Annotated in this window: 19 protein-coding genes; 5 read left to right on the forward strand and 14 right to left on the reverse strand. The window is 71.6% G+C overall.

From position 1 onward, the window contains the following. Positions 1–224: 224 nt before the first annotated feature. On the forward strand, positions 225–1,595 hold the full coding sequence (locus ACWGDE_RS18240) for an LCP family protein (protein WP_453390009.1): 1,371 nt from the start codon (positions 225–227) through the stop codon (positions 1,593–1,595). Between the two features lie 57 nt (positions 1,596–1,652). Here the strand turns inward: ACWGDE_RS18240 and ACWGDE_RS18245 are convergent, their stop codons facing one another. Further along, complete coding sequence (locus ACWGDE_RS18245; protein WP_453390010.1) at positions 1,653–2,735, reverse strand: sugar phosphate nucleotidyltransferase; 1,083 nt, start codon at positions 2,733–2,735, stop codon at positions 1,653–1,655. Between the two features lie 113 nt (positions 2,736–2,848). Continuing rightward, a complete protein-coding gene (locus ACWGDE_RS18250) occupies positions 2,849–4,006 on the reverse strand; it encodes an acyl-CoA dehydrogenase family protein (RefSeq protein ID WP_453390011.1) in 1,158 nt (385 codons plus the stop codon). Positions 4,007–4,211: 205 nt separating this feature from the next. On the opposite strand from ACWGDE_RS18250, the gene ACWGDE_RS18255 reads away from it, so the two are divergent. Next, complete coding sequence (locus ACWGDE_RS18255) at positions 4,212–5,555, forward strand: UDP-glucose dehydrogenase family protein (protein WP_453390012.1); 1,344 nt, start codon at positions 4,212–4,214, stop codon at positions 5,553–5,555. A 171-nt stretch (positions 5,556–5,726) separates the two neighbouring features. Next, a complete protein-coding gene (locus ACWGDE_RS18260; RefSeq protein WP_453390013.1) occupies positions 5,727–7,055 on the forward strand; it encodes a glycosyltransferase 87 family protein in 1,329 nt (442 codons plus the stop codon). Between the two features lie 49 nt (positions 7,056–7,104). On the opposite strand, the gene ACWGDE_RS18265 is transcribed toward ACWGDE_RS18260, so the two are convergent. From ACWGDE_RS18265 to ACWGDE_RS18280, 4 genes are all read right to left on the reverse strand, one after another. Then, positions 7,105–8,193 carry a membrane dipeptidase gene (locus ACWGDE_RS18265; protein WP_453390014.1) on the reverse strand — a complete coding sequence of 363 codons (1,089 nt, stop codon included), beginning with the start codon at positions 8,191–8,193 and terminating at the stop codon, positions 7,105–7,107. Positions 8,194–8,358: 165 nt separating this feature from the next. Then, positions 8,359–9,564 (reverse strand): dipeptidase, encoded by a 1,206-nt coding sequence (locus ACWGDE_RS18270; protein WP_453390015.1) that lies wholly within the window; start codon positions 9,562–9,564, stop codon positions 8,359–8,361. After that, the gene (gene purE / locus ACWGDE_RS18275; protein ID WP_453390016.1) at positions 9,561–10,097 is read right to left on the reverse strand and encodes a 5-(carboxyamino)imidazole ribonucleotide mutase; all 537 of its coding nucleotides are present in this window, start codon (positions 10,095–10,097) and stop codon (positions 9,561–9,563) included. The genes ACWGDE_RS18270 and purE overlap by 4 nt, the downstream gene beginning before the upstream one ends. After that, positions 10,094–11,212: a 5-(carboxyamino)imidazole ribonucleotide synthase gene (locus ACWGDE_RS18280; protein ID WP_453390026.1), complete on the reverse strand. Its 1,119-nt coding sequence runs from the start codon at positions 11,210–11,212 to the stop codon at positions 10,094–10,096. The genes purE and ACWGDE_RS18280 overlap by 4 nt, the downstream gene beginning before the upstream one ends. A 223-nt stretch (positions 11,213–11,435) precedes the next feature. On the opposite strand from ACWGDE_RS18280, the gene ACWGDE_RS18285 reads away from it, so the two are divergent. Further along, a complete protein-coding gene (locus ACWGDE_RS18285; RefSeq protein WP_453390017.1) occupies positions 11,436–11,969 on the forward strand; it encodes a GtrA family protein in 534 nt (177 codons plus the stop codon). A 12-nt stretch (positions 11,970–11,981) separates the two neighbouring features. Here the strand turns inward: ACWGDE_RS18285 and ACWGDE_RS18290 are convergent, their stop codons facing one another. Both ACWGDE_RS18290 and ACWGDE_RS18295 read right to left on the reverse strand, forming a co-directional pair. Further along, a complete protein-coding gene (locus ACWGDE_RS18290) occupies positions 11,982–13,247 on the reverse strand; it encodes an ATP-binding protein (protein WP_453390018.1) in 1,266 nt (421 codons plus the stop codon). A 38-nt stretch (positions 13,248–13,285) separates the two neighbouring features. After that, complete coding sequence (locus ACWGDE_RS18295) at positions 13,286–13,963, reverse strand: response regulator transcription factor (protein ID WP_385226684.1); 678 nt, start codon at positions 13,961–13,963, stop codon at positions 13,286–13,288. A gap of 489 nt (positions 13,964–14,452) precedes the next feature. On the opposite strand from ACWGDE_RS18295, the gene ACWGDE_RS18300 reads away from it, so the two are divergent. Further along, the gene (locus ACWGDE_RS18300) at positions 14,453–15,949 is read left to right on the forward strand and encodes a peptide MFS transporter (protein ID WP_453390019.1); all 1,497 of its coding nucleotides are present in this window, start codon (positions 14,453–14,455) and stop codon (positions 15,947–15,949) included. A 168-nt stretch (positions 15,950–16,117) separates the two neighbouring features. Here the strand turns inward: ACWGDE_RS18300 and ACWGDE_RS18305 are convergent, their stop codons facing one another. The 6 genes from ACWGDE_RS18305 to hutI form a co-directional block, all read right to left on the reverse strand. Next, entirely contained in the window at positions 16,118–16,468 is a 351-nt protein-coding gene (locus ACWGDE_RS18305) for a hypothetical protein (RefSeq protein WP_453390020.1), read from the reverse strand. A 266-nt stretch (positions 16,469–16,734) separates the two neighbouring features. Further along, on the reverse strand, positions 16,735–17,955 hold the full coding sequence (locus ACWGDE_RS18310) for a hypothetical protein (RefSeq protein WP_453390021.1): 1,221 nt from the start codon (positions 17,953–17,955) through the stop codon (positions 16,735–16,737). 14 nt (positions 17,956–17,969) lie between these two features. After that, on the reverse strand, positions 17,970–19,232 hold the full coding sequence (locus ACWGDE_RS18315; RefSeq protein ID WP_453390022.1) for a hypothetical protein: 1,263 nt from the start codon (positions 19,230–19,232) through the stop codon (positions 17,970–17,972). Next, complete coding sequence (locus tag ACWGDE_RS18320) at positions 19,229–20,329, reverse strand: hypothetical protein (protein ID WP_453390023.1); 1,101 nt, start codon at positions 20,327–20,329, stop codon at positions 19,229–19,231. Before ACWGDE_RS18320 ends, ACWGDE_RS18315 begins: the two co-directional genes overlap by 4 nt. A 17-nt stretch (positions 20,330–20,346) precedes the next feature. After that, positions 20,347–21,030 (reverse strand): LPXTG cell wall anchor domain-containing protein, encoded by a 684-nt coding sequence (locus ACWGDE_RS18325; protein ID WP_453390024.1) that lies wholly within the window; start codon positions 21,028–21,030, stop codon positions 20,347–20,349. Between the two features lie 166 nt (positions 21,031–21,196). Beyond that, positions 21,197–22,375: an imidazolonepropionase gene (gene hutI / locus ACWGDE_RS18330; protein WP_453390025.1), complete on the reverse strand. Its 1,179-nt coding sequence runs from the start codon at positions 22,373–22,375 to the stop codon at positions 21,197–21,199. Between the last annotated feature and the right edge of the window lie 107 nt (positions 22,376–22,482).

Raw genomic sequence — 22,482 nt, forward strand, 5'->3', positions numbered from 1 at the left:
CGCGGTGTCCGGTGCCGTGCATCGCAAGGCGGAGGAGGGAGGCGACGCGGAGCGTCGTCGACCGACGACAACGCGGCGAGGTGCGGTGCCGGGCGCCGCGGGCCCGGCCTGACCCGAAAGACACGCCCTAAGTGCGGTGCGCGGGCATCAGCTCTGCAACAGCACCGGTACGAACACCCGCCCGGGCTGTTCGGCGACACGCCCGGCCAGGCATTCTTGGGCACATGAGTGACTGGGACGGGTGGAGCGGCGAGCAGGACGAGCGCGGCCGCCGCGATGACGGGTACGGGCGCGGCAGCGGGCAGGCGCAGCCGGAGGGCGCGCAGCGGATGCGGCACGTCCAGCGGCCCGGCCCCCAGGCGTCCCGGCAGCAGCCCCCGCAGCAGCAGCCCCCGCGCCGCCCGGCGCAGCCCCCGGCCGGGCCCGGCGCCCCGGGCCGGCCCGCGTACGTGCCCCCGCAGCAGGACGGCTCGTACAGCGGCAGCGGCGGCTACGACAGCGGTTACAACACCGGCCAGGTCTACGGCGGCGGGCACGGCGGCGCGCAGCCGCCCACCGGGCCGCGCGGGCGCGGGCCGGGCGGCCAGGGCGACGGCCCCGTCCCCGTCCGGGTCGTAGTCGACTGGCGCAAGCGGATCAAGATCGGCTCGATCGTGCTGGTCTCGGGCCTGCTCGTGACGGGCATCGGCACCTACTTCTGGGCCGACTCCAACGTGCGCCGCGAGGTGGACCTCTCCAAGGTCATCGAGCGCCCGAAGGAGGGCGACTGCACGACCTACCTGATCGTGGGCTCCGACAGCCGCGAGGGCATGTCCGACGAGGAGAAGAAGAAGCTCCACACGGGCTCGGCCGAGGGCAAGCGCACCGACTCGATGATGATCCTGGCCAAGTGCTCCAGCGGGAACACGATGATCTCGCTGCCGCGCGACTCGGACGTGGAGATCCCCTCCTTCGTCGGCTCGCAGTCGGGCAAGAAGTTCCCGGGCACGGGCAAGCGGACCAAGCTGAACGCGGCGTACGCCGAGGACGGCCCGGAGCTGCTGGTGCGGACGGTGGAGTTCAACACCGGCCTGCGCATCGACCACTACGCGGAGATCGGCTTCGCCGGCTTCGCGAACATCGTGGACGCGCTGGGCGGGGTGGAGCTGAACATCGAGAAGGGGTTCAAGGACGAGAAGTCGGGGGCCGACTTCAAGGAGGGCACGCAGACGCTGAACGGCGAGCAGTCGCTGGCCTACGTACGCACCCGCTACGCCTTCGCCGAGTCGGACCTGCAGCGGACCAAGAACCAGCAGAAGTTCCTGTCGGCGCTGGCCAGCCAGGCGGCGACCCCGTCCACGATCATGAACCCGTTCACGCTGTACCCGGTGCTGGGCGCGGGTCTGGACACGCTGATCGTGGACAAGGACATGGGGCTGTACGACATGGGCCAGATGTTCTTCGCGATGAAGGGCATCAGCGGCGGTGACGGCGTCTCGATGAACATGCCGATCTCCGGGCAGCGCGGCGGCAACCTCGTCTGGGACAAGGCGAAGGTGCAGCAGCTGGTCCAGCAGATCCAGAAGGACGAGAAGGTCACCGTCCGCGGGAACTGACCGCGGCGGGCGCCGGGAGCAGGTGGCCGGGCGCGAGCCGCCGGGCGTGAACCGCCGTCAGCGGTCCGAGGAGAAGCGGACCGCGGCGGCGGGCACCTGGGCCTCGCACCACACGCGCACTCCGGCGCGCAGTTCGTTGTCGGCCCCGACCACGGCCCCGTCGCCGATGACCGCGCTGTCGAGCACGGTGCGCGGGCCGACCGAGGCGCCCTCGCCGATGAGGCTGGCGGTCACCCGGGTGTCCGGGCCCACGCGCGCGCCGTCGAGCACGATGGAGCCGTCGACGACCGCTCCCGCGCCGATGCTGGCGCCCGCTCCGACGACGGTCCCGCCCGAGAGCACCGCGCCTTCGGCGACCTCGGCGCCCGGGAGCACCAGGGCCTCGCCGCGCGGGCCGGGTACGGCCGGGGAGGAGACGACCCCGCGTACGAGGTCGGCCGAGGCCTGGACGAAGGACTCGGGCTTGCCGAGGTCCAGCCAGTAGCTGTTCTCGGTGACGCCCTGCACCCGGGCGCCGGAGGCGAGCAGGCCGGGGAAGGTCTCGCGCTCGACGGAGACGGGGCGGCCGGCCGGGATGGAGTCGATCACGCTGCGGCGGAACACGTAGCAGCCGGCGTTGATCTGGTCGGTGGTGATCTCTTCGGGGGTCTGCGGCTTCTCGGTGAAGGCCAGCACCCGCCCCTGGGAGTCGGTGGGGACCAGGCCGAAGGCGCGCGGGTCCGCGACCCGCACCAGGTGCAGGGAGACGTCGGCGTCGGCCGCGCGGTGGGACTCGACCAGGCCGGCGATGTCCAGGCCGGTGAGGATGTCGCCGTTGAAGACGAGGACCGGGTCGTCCGGGCCGCCCGTCAGGCGCTCGGCGGCGTTGCGGATGGCTCCGCCGGTGCCCAGGGGCTCGTCCTCGACGACGTACTCGAGGGTGAGGCCGAAGGCGGCGCCGTCGCCGAAGTAGGGCTCGAAGACCTCGGCGAGGTAGCAGGTGGCCATCACGATGTGTGTGACACCGGCGTCGGCGGCCCTGGCTATCTGGTGCGCGAGGAAGGGAACACCGGCGGCCGGAACCATCGGCTTCGGAGTGTTCACGGTCACGGGGCGCAGACGTGTCCCCTGCCCGCCGACCAGCAGGATCGCTTCCGTCATGAGCTTTCTCCCCAACCGGTTCCGGGCGTACGAGGTCCAAAGCTAGCCCATCCGGGGGACCCCCAAGGGCCCGAGGCGGCCCCAGTCGGGGCCACCCCGGGCGACACTGCCCGTTACGGCAGGTTCCGCGCCATCACGATCCGCTGAACCTGGTTCGTTCCCTCGTAGATCTGGGTGATCTTCGCATCGCGCATCATTCGCTCCACGGGGTAGTCCCGCGTGTAGCCGTAGCCGCCGAGCAGCTGCACCGCGTCGGTGGTGACCTCCATGGCCACGTCCGAGGCGAAGCACTTGGCCGCGGCGCCGAAGAAGGTCAGGTCGCTGTCGACGCGCTCCGACTTGGCGGCGGCCGCGTACGTCAGCTGGCGGGCGGCCTCGATCTTCATGGCCATGTCCGCGAGCATGAACTGCACGCCCTGGAAGTCGCCGATCGGCTTGCCGAACTGCTTGCGCTCCTGGACGTAGCCCTTGGCGTAGTCCAGGGCGCCCTGCGCGATGCCGAGCGCCTGGGCGGCGATCGTGATGCGGGTGTGGTCGAGGGTCTTCATCGCGGTGGCGAATCCGGTGCCCTCGGCGCCGATCATGCGGTCGGCGGGGATCCGGACGTTGTCGAGGTAGACCTCGCGCGTCGGGGAGCCCTTGATGCCGAGCTTCTTCTCGGGCGCGCCGAAGGAGACGCCCTCGTCGGACTTCTCGACCACGAAGGCGGAGATGCCCTTGGAGCGCTTCTCCGGGTCGGTGACGGCCATGACCGTGTAGTACTCGGAGACGCCCGCGTTGGTGATCCAGCGCTTGACGCCGTTGAGCACCCAGAAGTCCCCGTCGCGCACGGCGCGGGTCTTCATGCCCGCGGCGTCGGAGCCCGCGTCCGGCTCGGAGAGCGCGTACGAGAACATCGCGTCGCCCTTGGCGAGCGGGCCGAGGTACTTGGCCTTGAGCTCCTCGGACCCGGAGAGGATCACCGGGAGCGAGCCGAGCTTGTTCACGGCGGGGATGAGGGAGGAGGAGGCGCAGACGCGGGCCACTTCCTCGATCACGATCACCGTGGCGAGGGCGTCGGCGCCCGCGCCGCCGTAGGTCTCGGGCACGTGGACGGCGTGCAGGTCGCTGGCGACCAGGGCGTCGAGTGCCTCCTGCGGGAAGCGGGACTCCTCGTCGACCGCGGCGGCGAAGGGCATGATCTTCGCCTCGGCGAGCGCGCGGACGGACTCGCGGAGCATGTCGTGCTCCTCGGCCGGGCGGTACAGGTCGAAGTCGGCAGAACCCGCCAAGATCTCTCACTCCCCAGGTGGTGCGTGATGCTAACTACCGTTAAGTAACCCAAGCTTAGTGGCCCGGTCACGGATGGCGATATGGACCGCCTACGTGAGTTGCGTGACAGCGGTGCCGCGAGCGCCGGGTTCCTGGGGAACGTCCCCGCCGACGGGCCCGACTATGCTCAGTGGCCGCAAACGGCCCCGCACCTCTGGAGCACCCATGGCCCCCCTCAGGATCACTGTGATCGGCACCGGATACCTCGGCGCGACCCACGCCGCGGCGATGGCGGAGCTGGGCTTCGAGGTGCTGGGGCTGGACGTCGTCCCGGAGAAGATCGAGATGCTGGCGTCGGGCCGGGTGCCGATGTACGAGCCCGGGCTGGAGGAACTGCTGGCCAAGCACGTGGCCGGACTGCCGGGGTCGAGCGGGCGGCTGCGGTTCACGACCTCCTGGGAGGAGGTCGGCGCGTTCGGCGACGTCCACTTCGTGTGCGTGAACACTCCGCAGAAGCACGGCGAGTACGCGTGCGACATGTCCTACGTCGACTCCGCGATGGGCTCGCTCGCCCCGCACCTGACCCGCCCGGTCCTGGTCGTCGGCAAGTCGACGGTGCCGGTGGGCTCGGCGGAGCGGCTGGCCGCGAAGCTGGCGGAGCTCTCCCCGGCCGGCGCGGACGTGGAGCTGGCGTGGAACCCGGAGTTCCTGCGCGAGGGCTTCGCGGTGCAGGACACCCTGCACCCCGACCGGATCGTCGTCGGCGTCCAGGGCGAGCGCGGCGAGAAGCTCCTGCGGGAGGTCTACGCGACCCCCATGGGCGAGGGCACCCCGCTGGTCGTCACCGACTTCCCCACCGCCGAACTCGTCAAGACCGCGGCCAACTCCTTCCTCGCCACGAAGATCTCCTTCATCAACGCGATGGCCGAGGTCTGCGAGGCCGCCGGCGGCGACGTGGTCAAGCTGGCCGAGGCCATCGGCTACGACGAGCGCATCGGCGCGAAGTTCCTGCGCGCCGGCATCGGCTTCGGCGGCGGCTGCCTGCCCAAGGACATCCGGGCGTTCATGGCGCGCGCCGGCGAGCTGGGCGCCGACCAGGCCCTGACCTTCCTGCGCGAGGTCGACTCCATCAACATGCGCCGCCGCGGCCACATGGTGGAGCTCGCCCGCGATGCCGTCGGCGGCTCCTTCCTCGGCAAGCGCGTCGCCGTGCTGGGCGCCACCTTCAAGCCGGACTCCGACGACGTCCGCGACTCCCCCGCCCTGAACGTCGCCGGCCAGATCCACCTCCAGGGCGGCCAGGTCACCGTCTACGACCCCAAGGGCATGGACAACGCCCGCCGCGTCTTCCCCACCCTCGGTTACGCCGGTTCCGCCCTCGAAGCCGCCCGCGGCGCCGAGGTCGTCCTGCACCTCACCGAGTGGCGCGAGTTCCGCGACCTGGACCCCGCCGCCCTCGGCGAGGTCGTCACCGACCGCCTCGTCCTGGACGGCCGCAACGCCCTCGACCCGGTCCGCTGGCGCGCCGCGGGCTGGACCTACCGCGCCATGGGCCGGCCCCGCGCCTGACCGGCGGGTCCGGCGCGCACGCCCCCGGACCCGCACACCTGCCCCGTCCGCCCGCCCCGCCCCAGCCGCCCCGTCCGCACCTTTGCGGAACGCCCGGCCCCGCATGTCGTCACCGGATTGTTGGCCATGGCCACGCGGGGCGTACTCAATGGATCGCTAGACTCACCGCCGATGACCAGTACGAGCACGAGCAGCCCTGTCCGCCCCACCGCAGGCGCGCCGGGGCAGGCCCCGCGTGCCGGGCGGGGATCCTTCGACTCCGCCCTCCGGGGCCGCGCCGGCCGTCTGGCCATGGCGGGCTTCTGGCTGGCCACACGGACCCTGATGGTGGTCCTGCTGGTCGTGAACCTGCACGGCACCTCCTCGGTGCGCGTGGAGATCACCCAGACGTACAACAACTGGTACGACGTCCTCGTGACGGGCACGATGCCGCACGACGACGTGATGTGGCAGTACCCGCCGGCCGCCGCGGCGATCTTCCTCTCGCCCGACCTGCTGCCCTTCCTCAGCTACTTCCAGGCCTTCGTCGCCCTGACCGTGGTCTGCGACGCGCTGATCGCCATAGGCCTGGTGCGCGCCGCCCGCCGCTCCGACGGCAGCATGGCCGGCGCCGTGCTGTGGCTGACGACGCTGCCGCTGCTGCTGTCGCTGCCGTTCGGGCGCTACGACCTCCAGGTCACCCTGCTCGCCGTGGGCTCGCTGCTGTGCCTGCGCTTCCGCCGCAAGCTCGGCGGGGTCCTCGCCGGTGTCGGCGCCCTGGTCAAGGTGTGGCCGCTGCTCGCCCTGATCGGCACCCCGCGCGGCCGGACCACCCGTGACGCGGTCGTCTCGGCCGTGGCGGCCGGCGCCGTACTCCTCGCGGTCCTCGCGCTGTTCTTCCGCGACACCCTCGGCTTCCTGGGCAACCAGGGCAACCGCGGCATCCAGGTCGAGTCGCTGGGCGGCTCGGTCCTGATGTTCGGCAAGCTCGTCGGGGCCTGGTCCGGGAAGACCGAGGTCCGCTACGGCGCCTACGAGTACCTGGGCCCGTACGTCTCCAGCGTGGCCATGGCCTCCGTCGCCCTCACGGTCGTCGGCTTCGGCTGGCTGCTGCTGTGGCGCGTGAAGGCCCGGCGCTGGACGACGGCGACCCCGCTGGACGCGGCGCTGTGCGCCATCCTCGTCTTCACCATCACCAGCCGCGTGCTCAGCCCGCAGTACCTGATCTGGCTGGTCGGCCTCGCGGCCGTCTGCCTGACCTGCCGGCACACCACGCAGCGGCCGGTGGCCTGGCTGATCGTCGCCGCCACCGCGCTGAGCACCGCGATCTACCCGCTGACCTACGGCTCGGAGATCCTCCCGGGCACGGGCTTCGGCACCTTCCTGCTGTGCGTGCGCAACGGCGTGCTGGGCTACGCCGCCGTCTGGTCCTGCGTCCGCCTGTGGAAGGCGAGCGTCACGCCGGTGCCCGCGCCCCGGGCCCGGACCGCGGCCGAGCCCGGGGTCCCGGCGCGCGTCTGACCCCCGCCCCGGCCCCCGGTCCGGGAGCTCCGTGCGGGGCGGCCCGGTACTAGGACGTCTTGCGGTGCTGCGCGGCGCGCGCGGTGAACTCCGCGTCGCGCACCACCCGCTGGGCGTTGCCCCAGGTCAGCAGGGCCAGGTCGGTCTCCGACCAGCCCCGCTCCAGCAGTTCGGCGATCAGCCGCGGATAGCCCGAGGGATCGGTCAGGCCCGCCGGCCGCGGGACGCCCGGCTCGGCGCCGAAGCCGGCGCCCAGGCCCACGCAGTGCGGGCCCGCGACGGCCCGTACGTGCTCCACGTGGTCGGCCACCGCGTGCAGGGAGTCCCCGGTGAGCGCGGTGTCGAAGGTGACCATCGCCAGGCCCTCCGCGGCGCGCAGCGCGAGCAGCACCTCGTCGGTGACGTTGTCCGGGTGCGGGTTGAGCGCGGCCGCCGCCGTGTGCGAGATGATCACCGGCGCCTTGGAGGCCGCGGCGATCTGGCAGGCCGCCGCCGGCGAGCAGCCGGTGAGGTCGAGCAGCATCGCCAGCCGGTTCGTCTCGCGCACCACCTCGTGGCCGAAGGCCGTCAGGCCCTCCATGGCCCACGCGGCCCCGGCGGGCGCGAGGATGCGTACGCCCAGCGTGTGGAAGGCGCGCAGCGTGCCGAGCGAGTCCGTCAGCGTACGGCCGGGCACCGGGCCCAGGAACGAGGCGATGCGGCCGCGGTTGCGGGCGTCCGCCAGGTCGTCGGCGTTCAGGGCGAGGCAGAGGCTGTCGGGGTAGCGGCGCATCAGGGCCAGCGCCACGTCGATCTGTTCGAGCGTGTCGGACACCACCTGGTCCGTGGTCTCGGCCTCGCGCACCGGACCGGGCGGCACGAGCAGGGACCAGAACTGGGCACCCACTCCCCCGGCGCGCAGCCGCGGGATATCGGTGTCGACGCCCGTGTCGGAGGTGTCGATGTCGTGGTACGGGCTCTGGCGCAGGGTCCAGACGAGGGTGTTGCAGCCGTCCGCGACGGGATGGACGGACAAGAGTGCGGCGGCCCGGTCCAGGGCGCCCGGCATCGAGGTGGCGGGAGTGTCCTCGGCTCCGAGGGACCCCGGGCCCACGGGGGTCGCCGGGCTCGTTTGCGGTTCATCCTGCAGGTCGGCCATGACGTTCGCTCCGGTCTCGGCGGCAGTGCTCTATGAAAAGCAGCGGGAGAGAAGCAGGGAGATGTGGCCACCGTGACACGTGAGGCGCCGGAGGCGCCCGGCGGATGTGGCGTTCGGGTGTAACCAGCAGGTCAACCGGGTCGCCACAGCCGCCGGGCGGGCCGTTCAGGACACGGGGAGCACCGCGTTGGACGGGCCGCGGGAGGCCGACTCCGCGCGGGCCACCGCTTCGGCGTCGCGCAGCACGCGTACCGCGTTCGACCAGGTCAGCTTGGCCAGGTCGGCCTTCGACCAGCGGCGTGCCAGCAGTTCGGCGACCAGGTTCGGGTACCCGGCCACGTCGTCCAGCCCGGCCGGGGTGAAGGCGGTGCCGTCGTAGTCCCCGCCGATGCCGATGTGGTCGACGCCGGCCACCTCGCGCATGTGGTCCAGGTGGTCGGCGACCGTGGCGGCCGTGGCCACCGGGCGCGGGCGGCCCGCCTCGAACGCCCGGTGCAGTTCCATCGCGCCGGGGGTGGTGTCGAGGTGGTGGTAGCCGTGCGCCCGCAGGTTCTCGTCCGCGGCCAGGGTCCACTCGACGGCCGCGGGGAGGATGAACTTGGGCACGAAGGTGGCCATCGCGACCCCGCCGTTGGCCGGCAGCAGCTCCAGCACGTCGTCGGGGATGTTGCGCACGTGGTCGCAGACCGCCTGGGCCGAGGAGTGCGAGAAGACCACCGGCGCGGCCGAGACGGCGAGCGCGTCGCGCATCGTCGTCGCGGCGACGTGCGAGAGGTCCACCAGCATGCCGACGCGGTTCATCTCGCGGACGACCTCGCGGCCGAAGTCGCTCAGTCCCCCGTGCCGGGGCTCGTCGGTCGCCGAGTCCGCCCAGTCGATGGTGTCGTTGTGCGTGAGCGTCATGTACCGCACGCCCAGCTGGTGCAGGGCGCGCAGGGTGGCGAGCGAGTTGTTGATGGAGTGCCCGCCCTCGGCGCCCATCAGGGAGGCGATCCGGCCGTCCGCGCGGGCCGCCTCCATGTCGTCGGCCGTCAGCGCCCGCACCAGGTCGCGCGGGTAACGGTCGATCAGCTGGGAGACGACGTCGATCTGCTCCAGGGTGGCGCTGACCGCGTCGTCGCCCGCGTAGTCGGAGCGCACGTAGACCGACCAGAACTGCGCGCCGACCCCGCCGGCGCGCAGCCGGGGGATGTCGGTGTGCAGGTGGCCCTTCTGGTCCCGGCCGATGTCCCGCCGGTCCAGGTCGTAGCGCACGGTCTCGCGCAGCGCCCAGGGCAGGTCGTTGTGTCCGTCGACCACCGGGTACTCGGCGAGCAGTTCGCGCGCCGCGTCCAGGTGCCGGGCGGCGCCCGTCTCGCCCGCCGCGCTCACTTGCCGAATCCGAAGGACTCCTGGCCGGCGACCTTCGCGCGCAGCCGCTTGCCCTTCTCGGTGGCCTGGTCGTTCAGCTCCTGCAGGAAATCGCTCATGCGGGCCTGCAGCTCCGGGTCGTGCCCGGCCAGCATGCGTACGGCGAGCAGACCGGCGTTGCGGGCTCCGGCGATCGAGACCGTGGCGACGGGGATCCCGGCGGGCATCTGGACGATCGACATCAGCGAGTCCATGCCGTCGAGGTACTTCAGCGGGACCGGCACGCCGATGACGGGCAGCGGGGTGACGGAGGCGAGCATGCCCGGCAGGTGGGCGGCGCCGCCCGCACCGGCGATGATCGCCTTCAGGCCGCGCTCCGCGGCCCGGTCCCCGTACGCGATCATCTCGCGCGGCATCCGGTGCGCGGAGAGGACGTCGACCTCGTAGGGGATCTCGAACTCGTCGAGCGCCTGGGCGGCGGCCTCCATGACGGGCCAGTCGGAGTCCGAGCCCATGACGATGCCGATGACGGGAGCTGCTGCGGAGGTGCTCATGCGGTGATGGTTCCTCTGAGATAGCCGGCTGCGTGACGTGCGCGCTCCAGCACATCGTCAAGGTCGTCGCCGTAGGTGTTGACGTGGCCGACCTTGCGGCCGTGTTTCACGTCCTTGCCGTACATGTGGATCTTCAGCTGGGGGTCGTGGGCCATGCAGTGCAGGTACGCCGCGTACATGTCGGGGTAGTCCCCGCCGAGCACGTTGGCCATGACCGTCCACTTGGCCCGCGGGCGCGGGTCGCCGAGCGGGAGGTCCAGGACGGCCCGCACGTGGTTGGCGAACTGGGAGGTGATGGCACCGTCCTGGGTCCAGTGGCCGCTGTTGTGCGGGCGCATGGCCAGTTCGTTGACCAGGATGCGGCCGTCGGTGGTCTCGAAGAGCTCCACGGCCAGGTGGCCGGTGACCCCGAGCTCCTTGGCGATGCGCAGGGCCAGGGCCTGGGCCTCGCCCGCCAGCTCCTCGGAGAGGTTCGGCGCCGGCGCGATCACCGTGTCGCAGACGCCGTCCACCTGGACGGACTCCACGACCGGGTAGGCCACCGCCTGGCCGTGCGGGGAGCGCACGATGTTGGCCGCGAGCTCGCGGACGTAGTCCACCTTCTCTTCGGCCAGGACCGGGACGCCCGCCTTGAACGGGGCCTCCGCGTCCTGCTGCGTGCGGACGAACCACACGCCCTTTCCGTCGTACCCGCCGCGCACCGTCTTGAGGATGACGGGGAAACCGCCGACCTCTTCCGCGAAGGCCGCCGCGTCCGCCGGATCGCTGACGATCCGGTGGCGGGGGCTGGGCGCGCCGATCTCGTCGAGCTTGGCGCGCATCACCCCCTTGTCCGCGGCGTGCACCAACGCGTCGGGCCCCGGGCGGACGGGGATGCCGTCCGCTTCCAGGGCCCGCAGGTGCGCGATGGGCACGTGCTCGTGGTCGAAAGTGATCACGTCACAACCGCGCGCGAAGGCGCGCAGCGTCTCCAGGTCGCGGTAGTCGCCGATGACGACGTCGCTCACGACCTGGGCCGCCGAGTCCTGTGGGGTGTCACTGAGGAGCTTGAATCTGATGCCGAGGGGGATACCCGCCTCGTGGGTCATGCGGGCGAGCTGTCCGCCGCCGACCATGCCGACTACCGGGAACGTCACTCCACCAGAGTATCCGGCGGTATTCCGCCATCCGGACACGCCCCTGGCCGGTACCGGGTGCCCGTGGGGCGAGTGTGCCGTGCGTCGCACGGTGTCCGAAGGCGCAGACGGACCAACGGGGCGACACTTAACATGGGCGGGCCGAAGAAGAACGTGTGACGCCTCATACGGGGGGCCCGAGGGAACAGGACTGAAGCCTCATATGAGCGAGCCGGAGAACGGATCTGTCCTCGACCGCGTGCGGGCGCTCGCACGTGAGGTCGCCAGGTTCGGGGCCGTCGGCGGGCTGGGGGTCCTGGTCAACCTGGGTGTCTTCAACCTGATCCGCCACGTGACGGACCTCCAGGTGGTCCGCGCGAGCGTGATAGCCACCCTGGTGGCCATCACGACGAACTACCTGGGCTTCCGCTACTTCGCCTACCGGGACCGCGCGGACCGGACGGGTGCGGGCCGCACCCGTGAGCTGTCCCTGTTCATCGCCTTCAGCGCGATCGGGCTGGTCATCGAGAACGGCATCCTGTACGCGGCCACGTACGGCTTCCACTGGGACGGCCCGCTGGCCTCGAACTTCTTCAAGTTCTCCGGCATCGCCATCGCCACCGTGTTCCGCTTCTGGTCCTACCGGACCTGGGTCTTCAAGGCCCTGCCGGTGCCGGCCGCGGCCTCGCTGGTCGTGGAGCAGCGCGACGGACAGGCCGGGGCCCCGGCGCGGACCCCGGAAACCGCCGCGAACTGACCGGTACGCCCGTCAGCGGACCGTCTGCCGCGGTTCCGTGGGCGTCGGCGCGGTCCGGCTGAGGAACAGCGCGAACACCGGCGGCTGCGTCTGGAGCAATTCCAGGCGGCCGCCGTCCGCCTCGGCGAGGTCCCGGGCCACCGCGAGGCCGATGCCGGTGGAGTTCCGGCCGCTGATGGCCCGCTCGAAGATCCGGTTGCCGAGGTCCGGCGGGACGCCCGGCCCCTCGTCGGTGACCTCCAGTACGGCCTGGTTGCCGATCACGCGGGTCCGCAGCGCCACGGTGCCGCCCCCGTGCATGAGGGAGTTCTCCACCAGGGTGGCCAGGACCTGCGAGACCGCGCCCGGGGTGCCCACGGCCCGGATGCCGGTCTTCCCCGAACGCACGACGGCCCGGCCGGCGCTGCGGTAGGCGGGGCGCCACTCCTCCAGCTGCTGTTTGACGACCTCGTCCAGGTCGAAGGGGACCGCCGAGCCCGTCCGGGGGTCCCTGGAGTTCGTCAGCAGCCGTTCCACGACGTCGGTGAGCCGCTCCACCTGGGTGAGGGCGATCGTCGCCTCCTCCCGTACCGTCTCCAGGTCGTCGGTGACGGTGATCTCCTCCAGCCGCATCGACAGGGCCGTCAGCGGGGTCCGCAGCTGGTGCGAGGCGTCCGCGGCCAGGCGCCGCTCGGCGGTGAGCATCCGCCCGATCCGCTCGGCGCTGGAGTCCAGTACGTCCGCGACCCGGTCCAGCTCGGGGACCCCGTACCGCTTGTGCCGGGGCCGCGGGTCGCCCGATCCCAGGCGCTCGGCCGTCTCGGCGAGGTCGGTGAGCGGGGAGGCCAGCCGGTTGGCCTGGCGTACGGCGAGCAGTACGGCCGCGACGACGGCGAGCAGCGCGACGGCGCCGACCACGGCCAGGGTCCGCCCGACCTCCTTGGTGACGGTGGAGCGGGACTCCTCGACGACCACGACCTCGCCCTGCTCGCCGCGCGCCGTGCCCCGGATGACGCTGTCCTCGATCCGCCGGCCGACCTCGACCGGCTCGCGGCCGGGAACGGTGATCCGCGCGTACCGGCCCACGTCGAGCTGTTCGGCGAGCGCCTCGGCGTCGATGGGCTTCTTCTCCAGGACGCTGCCCTCGACGATGCCCACCAGCCGCAGCGCCTCGGACTCGATGCGGTCCTGGGCGCTGCTGGTGATGGTCCGGGTCTCCACGATGACGAGGGAGACGCCGAAGACGGCGATGACGACGAGCACCACGGCGAGCGTGGAGTTGATCAGACGGCGGCGCATGGCTTAGAGAATGCCCCAAAGGGGGCGGGGAAAGCTGCTCAGCTCTTCTCGAAGCGGAAGCCGACTCCGCGCACGGTGGCGATGTAGCGGGGGTTGGCGGCGTCGTCGCCGAGCTTCTTGCGCAGCCAGGAGATGTGCATGTCGAGGGTCTTGGTGGAGGACCACCAGGTGGTGTCCCAGACCTCGCGCATCAGCTGGTCGCGGGTGACGACGCGGCCCGCGTCGCGCACGAGGACCCGCAGCAGGTCGAACTCCTTGGCCGTGAGCTGGAGCTCCTCCTCCCCCATCCACGCGCGGTGCGATTCGACGTCGATGCGCACGCCGTGGGTGGCGGGGGCCTGGGCGGCCTCGGTGGCGCCGCGCCGCAGCAGGGCCCGGACCCGGGCGAGCAGCTCGGCGAGGCGGAAGGGCTTGGTCACGTAGTCGTCGGCGCCGGCGTCCAGGCCCACGACCGTGTCGACCTCGTCGGCACGGGCGGTCAGGACCAGGATCGGGAAGCCGTGGCCCTCGGCGCGCAGCCGGCGGGCGACCTCCAGGCCGTCCATGCCCGGCAGGCCCAGGTCCAGGACGACGAGGTCGACGCCGCCCTGCAGTCCCGCGTCCAGGGCGGTGGGGCCGTCCTCCCGGACCTCGACCTCGTACCCTTCCCGGCGCAGGGCGCGGGCCAGGGGTTCCGAGATGGATGCGTCGTCCTCGGCGAGCAGTACACGCGTCATGTGGGTGATGGTAGTCCGCGGCGGGGGAAAGAAGAGGCCCGCCCGCAGACCCCTGCCGAACTGGGCTTATGAACTACTAACGGCCTTCGAATGTACCCAGTTGGTTCCACGTCAACCTGTGATCCATATCTCAAGTACTTTCATATGCGGCACTGTCGTGTCGTATGGTGTCGAGACGCCTGATGCACTACCTCAGAGACTTTCGAGCCAAAACCAGCCGAAAGTCTCTGTTTCTGTCCTGATCGGACAGGCACTGTTGTCGCACCGCCCATTCCGGGCCGGATGACAGTGAATGACCTATGGGCCGGGCCCCTCGCGCGATGGTGCGCGACGGGGCGTGGATCCCGGTTACGGATGTTCCTTCGTCTCCGCCCGTCGGAGCGAGGCCCCAGGGCGTGGGGCCGGACACCCGCTGCCGGTACCGGCCACCCCTCACCGGGCGCTGTTGAGCTCACGAAGCCACGCGTCCCGAGCAAGCAAGGATCGACCATGGCTTCCAGCCTGACGAGGGACTCGGCGGGTACCGCCACCGAGAAGACCTTCCTCGGACACCCCAGCGGCCTCGCCTTCCTCTTCATGACGGAGATGTGGGAGCGCTACAGCTTCTACGGCATGCGCGCTCTTCTCGTGCTCTTCCTCGCCACCAACGTGGCCGACGGCGGACTCGGGATGAACGACGCGACCGCGGTCGCGATCTACTCCGTCTACAACGCGATGGTCTACCTGCTCGCCCTCCCGGGCGGCTGGCTGGGCGACCGCGTATGGGGTGCCCGCAAGGCCGTGGCTGTCGCCGGCGTCGTGATCATGACGGGTCACTTCCTGCTGGCAGTGCCCTCGTCCGTGTCGTTCTTCATCGGCCTGGCGCTCATCGCCGCCGGTTCCGGCGTGCTCAAGGCCAACATCTCCACGATGGTCGGCCAGCTGTACACCGACAAGAACGACCCCCGCCGTGACGGCGGCTTCACGATCTTCTACATGGGCATCAACCTCGGTGCCTTCGTCGCCCCGCTGACCATCGGCTGGGTCGGCCAGGAGGTCAACTGGCACCTCGGCTTCGCCATGGCCGGTGTCGGCATGGCCCTGGGCCTCGCCTTCTACTTCTTCGGCTTCCGCCACCTGAACCCGGTCTCGAACACGGTTCCGAGCCCGCTGAGCGCCGCCGAGAAGTCCTCCGTCCTCAAGAAGGGCCTGATCTGGCTCGGCGTCGCTGCCGCCGCCTACGCGATCATCGGCCTGGCCGGCATCTTCACGATCAACTACGCGCTGTGGCCGCTGACCATCGCCGGCCTGGTCCTCCCGGCCTGGGCGATCCTGCGGATCAAGCGCGACAAGGAACTCACCACCGTCGAGCGCTCGCGCATGTCGGCGTACGTTTGGTTCTTCGCCGCCGCCGCGATCTTCTGGGCGATCTACGACCAGACCGGCTCCACGCTGGCCCTGTTCGCGAAGGACAGCACGGACAGCACGCTGTTCGGCTTCAACTTCCCGGAGAGCTGGTTCCAGTCGCTGAACCCGCTGTTCGTGATGGCGCTCGCGCCCCTCTTCGCCATGCTGTGGGTCGCCATGGCCCGCCGCTCCAAGGAGCCGACCACCCTCGCGAAGTTCTCCTTCGCGCTGGTCATGATCGGTGTCTCCTTCGGCGTCATGATGCTGGCCCAGGGCCTGGCCACCGGTGACACGAAGGTCAGCCCGATGTGGCTGGTCGGCGTCTACTTCATCCAGACCGTCGGCGAGCTCACCCTCTCCCCCGTGGGCCTGTCGCTGACCACCAAGCTGGCGCCGCAGAAGTACGGCTCCCAGATGATGGGTGTCTTCTTCCTCGCCGTCACCGCCGGTGACTCGACCATCGCGCTGCTCCAGCTGCTCGGCGCCCCGACGGACACCCAGGGCTGGTTCGCCACGCAGGGCGTGCTCGCCGTCCTCGCCGGCATCGCGATCTACATGTACCGCAAGAAGGTCCAGCCGCTCATGGGTGGCGTGCACTGACGCACTCCCCCACAGGGCGACGGCCCGGCACGCCTTCCGGCGTGCCGGGCCGTCCCGTTTCCCCACGGGCCGCACCGAATTCCCGCACAGCCGGCCGCACCCCTGCCGACTTGCCGCCCGATCCCGGAATTACGGCATCACACCAACCGCCGGAAGTTAACCGGTAAATCAGGCGCCCTGCACCTCGGAACTAAATCCGACGAGGAAGGACTTGAATCCACAGCCGACCTTCGCGGCCCCACCGGTGGAGGTCCAGCCGCTGTAGTAGGTCCGGCGCACGACGTGCTCACGAGCGCCCTGCACCGTGTCACAGATGATCTTCGCGCGGTGCTGGGCTCCCGGGGCGAAGCGCCCGGAGCACCTGGACGTGACGTTCGGGCGGCCCAGACCGTCCATATCCGCGGTCGCCTTACAGCCACCGTCGATGCCGCCCGAGGCGGCGGCGGACGCGGCGGGAGCACCGACGACACCGAGGGCCGAGACAGCGGCCAGCGCGACAATTACAGACTTGAACTTCATTGTTTTTCCGTTCCCCGAGAGTAGTGCGCGCCAGGCCGAAGTCCGTCCGGTTCCGGTCGAGAACCACGACTCTGCCTGGCGTTGCTGAAGAACCTACTCGTCGGTTTCGATCCTCCGCAAGGATCTTTTTCCCGCCCTCCACTTCAATATTGATTTCGAATTCAACGTAAAAGTGGAATTCCTAATTCCATTCCATACGGAAAGCCGCGCGCACACGCCGGGAGGCGGATGCGCGCGGCTGCCGGGCGACGCGCGACGCGGTCCGGTTACCTCGTGCCGCGCAGGCGCCGCCACGGGGTGAAGGTGAACACCGCCGCGCCGAGCAGCATCACCGTGCCGGCGACCAGGGCCAGGGCCTTGATGCCGCCCTCGTCCTCCGCACCGGTCTCGGCGAGGTTGCCCGCGGAGGTGTTGCCCGTGGCGCCCGGCGAGCCGGCCGCGCCGCCCTCCTGGGCCGTGGTGTCCAGCTCCAGGGAGACCCCGGTGCTGGTCGCGGTGCAGGGCACCACGATCGGGGCGGCGCCCGGCGCCATGACGACGTCGATCGTCATCGCGTCGGGACTCAGCGTGGCCTTGCCGGTCTTGCCCGGCTTGTAGCTGCCGGTCATATCGCTCAGCGTGACCGGATCGCCCGCACCGATCGGGGCGGTGTTGGCGGGGCCGGTGACCTTGACCGAGCCGGTGTCACCGCCGCCGATCTTGATGTTCATCGAGGGCTTGAGGGCCCCCGCCGGCAGCGCCGCCGGGCTCTTCATCGCCCCCTTGGCGGTCTTGACGGTCAGGTCGTAGCTGCCGCCGTTCTTCTTGGCGTTCACTGTCACCGGGGTCTTGATGCCCCCGGGGAGGAAGGCGCCGCAGTCGTAGGCGACCTCGACGGCCTTGCCCGGGAAGTCGGTCTGACCGCCGCCCCCGCTGGTGGTGTTGCCGGTGGTGGACGGGGTACCGGTGGTGGCCCCGGTGGTCCCGCCGCCGCCCTCGGTGACCTTGATGGTGACGCCGACCCCGACCGCCTCCTGCGGAGTGCAGTGGGTCAGCAGGCCGCTGAAGTCCACGTCGTACTTGTCGGGCGAGATGGTGACGTCCCCGGCCTTGGTCAGCTTCAGCTTGCCCTTCATGTCGGACAAGGTCATCGGCGCCTTCTTGGGGATGGGCGGGTTGGTCTTCGTCCCCTCCATCTTCAGCTCGCCGCTCTGCGCCCCGCCGATCTTCGCGTAGCCGATCGGCTTGAGGCTGTTGGCGGGCAGGTCCATCAGGTCGGTGTTGTTCGAGGCCGGCTTGACGGTCTTCCAGACCACCTCGATCTCGTCACCCACCTTGGCGGTGGCCGGGGCCGTGATACCGGCCGTGGTCGTGCCCTCGACCGGGCCGCCACCGCCTGCCGGCGGAATGCACTTCACCTTGTAGGAGACCTCGGCCGCCTGGGCGGGGCCAGCCGCCAGCAGGATGCCCGCGCCGCCGAACAGCAGCGCGATCGCGGCCGCGCTCACCCTCCGTTGGGTCCTCACGATTGTCCCTTCGTCGTCGGACTGTTCTCAGACGGTGCGGACGCCTGTGGTGCATGTGATGCAGATGGTGTCTGTGGTGCTGATGGCGCTGATGGCGCTGATGGCGCTGATGGCGCTGATGGTGCAGATGGTGCTGGTGATTCGGGTGGTGCGGTTGGCCCCGGCGCGCTGTCCGGGGTGAACCACGGCAGTACCGCCGTGGTGGTCTGTGGGGGTACGGGCGCGGCTCCCGGCCGGGCCGGTGCGGGTCCTCGTACGGGGCCTCGCGCGGGGCCCCGTACCGCCGCGACCCGCGGCAGCCGGGCGGTCACCGCCGTCGCCGCGTCGGGCAGCCGGGAGCCCCGGTGGCGGCCGCCGGCGGGCTCGCGCGGGCGGACCTTGTCGACGACGGCCATGCCTATGCGGAACACCGCGGCGGGGATCACCACGAGGAGCAGGCCCCAGAACAGCAGCACCCCGTACGGGCGGTCCACGCCCCAGGGCTGCGTGGCCACGACCGTCTCGCCGTACTTGAGGGAGACCGTGTAGTCGCCGTGGGCGCCCGCGGACAGGGCCGCGTTCAGGGAGATCTCCGCCTTGCCGCCGGGCGGGATCGTGCCCTTCCAGCGGACCTCCTCCCAGATCGGCGCGAACACCCCGTGGGCGGTGCCGAGCTGGAAGACCGGGTCCTTGACCGGCGCGGAGCCGAGGTTGCCGACGGTCACCGTGAACTTGCGGCTGGGCGGGGCGCCGAACCAGGTCAGCACCCCGTCCTCGCCCTTGAGCCGGACCCCGGTGAGCATCGCGAGGCGGGCCGTGCCGCCCTCGGCGGGCAGCTCGGCCACCGGGTGGTCGGTGATCTTCAGCGGGGCCGCGACCGTGGACTGGTCCCCGTTGACGGAGGTGACGTTGACGACGCAGGGGCAGGGCTTGGGCGGGGCGACCACCGGGAGCTGGGCGGAGAAGTGCCCGTCGTCGGCGACCGAGACGGCGATCCCGTCGGCGTTGGCGCAGCTGTTGGTGCCGCCGATCATGTTCTGCCCGCAGACCAGCAGCATCACCATCGTCTTGGGCCGCCAGCCGGTGCCGGTGACGGACAGCTCGGTGCCCTTGGCCGCCTCCTTGAGCGAGAGCGCCACGGCGGGCTTGGCACCGTCGTCCGCGGCGGCATGGCCCACCGGGAACAGCGCCAGCACGCACAGGGCGAGCCCCGCCAGCCCCGCGCATCCCGCCGAGGCGAGGGCCCTGATCCTGCCGCCGCGTCCGGCCTTGGCGCTCACCTGGATGCTCCCGTCAACTCGTGGTCCGGTGCTGTGGCTTGTTCGGGTACGGCACTTCCGTGCGGCGGCCCGTGCCGGTCGTCGGCCCGGGTCCGCCGTTTGCGTACGAGCAGCAGCGCGGCCCCCGCCGTCCCGCCGAGGCCGAGCAGCCCCAGCCCGGTCCAGCCGGCGATCCCCCAGGGCACGAACCACGCCGAGGCCCCGCCGGTGGCGCGGGCTCCGCCGGGGGCGGTGACGGTGAGGGTCAGGGCGACCCGGTCGAAGACCGGGGCGCCGGGCCAGGGTTCGCTCAGCTCCACCCGCTGGCCGGGCAGCACCTCGACGGGCAGGGTGCGGGCGCTGCGGCCCGCGACCTCGCCGAAGGTGCCCTCGGCGCGGATGGACAGCTCGGGCGCGAGCGCCACGTTGCCCCGGTTGACCAGGGTGTAGGCCACCCGGGCGGAGGCTCCCTTGCCGTGCACGGAGACGTCCTCGACGGTGAGCGCCGCCAGCGCCGGGCCGCCGACCCGCAGGTGGACCCGTACGCCCACCTCGCGGCCGGCCTCGGTGGCGACGACGGCGGCCGGATGGTCCCCGGGCGGCGAATCTGCCGGCACGGTGACGGTGAAGGGGACCACCGCGCGGGTGTGCGCCGGGACCTTGACCGTGGTGCCCGTGCCGAAGCTGATCCACAGGCCGGCGCCGGTCGACTCGCTGGCCGATCGCACCGCGAAGGCGCCGCCCGCCGTGTTGTAGGCGTCGGCCCCGCGCAGGGTGACGGTGTGCTCCTGGTCGCTGGTGTTGTCCAGGGCGAGGCGGTCCTCCAGCACGGTGCCGGAGGTGCCCGCCAGGTAGAAGTACGGGCGGGCCCCGGCCCTGGGCGCCGCCGCGGGCGCGCCGCCGGAGACGGGCTCGGCCGTCCAGCCGGGCTCGTCGGCCGCGGCCGGGGAGACCGCGGCGCCCTGGAGCAGGGCGGCGGCCGCGGCGGCGGCGGCGAGCAGGAGCGCGCCGAACCGCCCGGGCGCGGCGGGGCGGCCGGGCATGCCGGGGCGGCCGGGCGCGGCGGGGCCTCGGCGGGTGGACCGGCCGGGAGCGCCGGAAGCGTGGGGCGGGGGCATGACCGGGGCCGCTCCGTTCAGGACCGGGCCCGCTGGCCGCGCCGGGTCAGCCAGAGCACGCCGGCGGCGCCGGAGAGCAGCACGGTGGCGCCGAGGGTGCCCAGGGCGATGGCGGAGTCCTCGGGGCCGGTCTGCGGGAGCGTGCCGCCCGTGGAGTCGGAGCCGGAGCCGGACTGCGCGGTGGCTCCCCCGGTTCCCTCCACCTCCAGCTCCAGGGAGGGCTTGGGGTTGTTGCCGGCGGTGCAGGTGGTGGTCGTACCCATCGCCTTGATCGTGAGGACGCCCGGGGTGAAGGTGACCTTGCCGCTCTTCTTGGGCGTGTAGGTGCCCGAGAGGTCGGTGATCTTGATGGGTGTGTTGGCGGGCGCGGCCTCGGGGTTGGGCGGACCGGACACCGGGACCGAGGCCTTCTCCGCGCCGTCGACGAGGATGACCGCGCTCGGGCTCATCGCGCCCTTGCCGAGCTCGATGGGGCTGGAGGAGACGCCCTTCTGGAAGGTCATCGTCAGCTTGTAGCCGCTGCCCTCCTTGACGGCCTTGATGTCGATGGGCGAGACCGCCGACTTGTCCCCGATGGGGGTCTTGCAGTCGTACTGGACGTCGATCACAGCGGCTTGGGCTGCGGGGGCGGCCAGCAGTACCGCCGTTCCCGCCAGCGCGGAGGCCAGCGCGAGCGCGGTGGAACGTTTCCGGTCGGACACCTTCGTCTTCCCCTCGAACCTTGGGCCACAAGTTACTGACGGCACATCAGATTGGTGGCTCAAGGTACGCCCGGGGCCTTACGGAGGGAAGACAAAGGACAGCGCCGGATCAACGGCCCTTCCGCGGGGCGGGGGCCGCGGCGACGCTGTCCCTGTACGTGCCGGTTCAGACCGCCTTGCGGCCCTTCTGCCAGACGGCCGAAACCAGCGGTACGCCCGGCCGGTAGGCGAGGTGGACGTGACTGGGGGCGTCGAGCAGGACCAGGTCCGCGCGGGCTCCGGGGGTGAGGGCGCCGATGTCGCTCCGGCGCAGGGCACGGGCACCGCCGGCGGTGGCGGACCACAGGGCCTCGTCCGGGGTCATCCGCATGTCGCGGACGGCGAGGGCGATGCAGAACGGCATCGAACTCGTGTAGGAGGAGCCGGGGTTGCAGTCCGTGGACAGGGCGACGGTGGCGCCGGCGTCGATGAGCCCGCGGGCGTCGGGCCACTGGGCGCGGGTGGAGAACTCGGCGCCGGGCAGCAGCGTGGCGACGGTGGTGCCGGCCGCCTGGACGAGGGCGTCGACGTCGGCGTCGGTGAGGTGCGTGCAGTGGTCGGCGGAGGCGGCCTCCAGCTCCACGGCGAGCTGCACGCCGGGGCCGTAGGACAGCTGGTTGGCGTGGACGCGCGGGATCAGCCCGGCGGCGGCGCCGGCGGTGAGGATCGCGCGGGCCTGGTCGCCGTCGAAGGCGCCCTTCTCGCAGAAGACGTCCACCCAGCGGGCGTACGGGGCGCAGGCGTTCAGCATCTCGCCGGTGACGAGGTCCACGTAGCCGGCCGGGTCCTCGGCGTAGTCCGGGGAGACGATGTGCGCGCCGAGGTAGGTGACCTCCTCGGTGTGCGCGGCGGCGATGCGGAGAGCTCGTGCCTCGTCCTGGACCGTGAGGCCGTACCCGGACTTCGTCTCGAAGGTGGTGGTGCCCTGGCGGCGGGCCTCGTCGAGGTGACGCACCAGGTTGGCCTCGAGCTCGGCGTCGGAGGCGGCGCGGGTGGCGGCGACGGTGGTGCGGATGCCTCCGGCGGAGTAAGCGCGGCCGGACATGCGGGCGTTGAACTCGGCGGTGCGGTCGCCCGCGAAGACGAGGTGGGAGTGGGAGTCGACGAAGCCGGGGATGGCGGCGCGGCCTTGGGCGTCGAATCCTTCGTCCGCCGCCGGGACCTCGGCGGCTGCGCCGACCCAGGCGATGCGGTCCCCGTCGATGACGACGGCCGCGTCCTGGATCAGGCCGAGGGGGGTGCCGTCGCCGAGGGCGGGGTCGTTGGTGACGAGGCTGCCGATGTTGGTGATGGCGGTGGTGGTCATGAGTCCTCGGGTGGTCGAGTGGTTGTGTTCCCCCGCCCCGCCCCTTCCCGAACCCGGGGGCCGGCCCCCGGACCCAGCGCCTCAAACGCCGGCGGGGCTGGATTTCC

Source organism: Streptomyces sp. NPDC054956, from assembly GCF_053609185.1.

Coding starts and splice junctions, on each gene's coding strand:
- ACWGDE_RS18240 (WP_453390009.1), top strand. CDS start 225: ATGAGTGACTGGGACGGGTGGAGCGGCGAGCAGGACGAGCGCGGCCGC.
- ACWGDE_RS18245 (WP_453390010.1), bottom strand. CDS start 2,735: ATGACGGAAGCGATCCTGCTGGTCGGCGGGCAGGGGACACGTCTGCGC.
- ACWGDE_RS18255 (WP_453390012.1), top strand. CDS start 4,212: ATGGCCCCCCTCAGGATCACTGTGATCGGCACCGGATACCTCGGCGCG.
- ACWGDE_RS18260 (WP_453390013.1), top strand. CDS start 5,727: ATGACCAGTACGAGCACGAGCAGCCCTGTCCGCCCCACCGCAGGCGCG.
- ACWGDE_RS18265 (WP_453390014.1), bottom strand. CDS start 8,193: ATGGCCGACCTGCAGGATGAACCGCAAACGAGCCCGGCGACCCCCGTG.
- purE (WP_453390016.1), bottom strand. CDS start 10,097: ATGAGCACCTCCGCAGCAGCTCCCGTCATCGGCATCGTCATGGGCTCG.
- ACWGDE_RS18280 (WP_453390026.1), bottom strand. CDS start 11,212: ATGGTCGGCGGCGGACAGCTCGCCCGCATGACCCACGAGGCGGGTATC.
- ACWGDE_RS18285 (WP_453390017.1), top strand. CDS start 11,436: ATGAGCGAGCCGGAGAACGGATCTGTCCTCGACCGCGTGCGGGCGCTC.
- ACWGDE_RS18290 (WP_453390018.1), bottom strand. CDS start 13,247: ATGCGCCGCCGTCTGATCAACTCCACGCTCGCCGTGGTGCTCGTCGTC.
- ACWGDE_RS18295 (WP_385226684.1), bottom strand. CDS start 13,963: ATGACGCGTGTACTGCTCGCCGAGGACGACGCATCCATCTCGGAACCC.
- ACWGDE_RS18300 (WP_453390019.1), top strand. CDS start 14,453: ATGGCTTCCAGCCTGACGAGGGACTCGGCGGGTACCGCCACCGAGAAG.
- ACWGDE_RS18305 (WP_453390020.1), bottom strand. CDS start 16,468: ATGAAGTTCAAGTCTGTAATTGTCGCGCTGGCCGCTGTCTCGGCCCTC.
- ACWGDE_RS18320 (WP_453390023.1), bottom strand. CDS start 20,329: ATGCCCCCGCCCCACGCTTCCGGCGCTCCCGGCCGGTCCACCCGCCGA.
- hutI (WP_453390025.1), bottom strand. CDS start 22,375: ATGACCACCACCGCCATCACCAACATCGGCAGCCTCGTCACCAACGAC.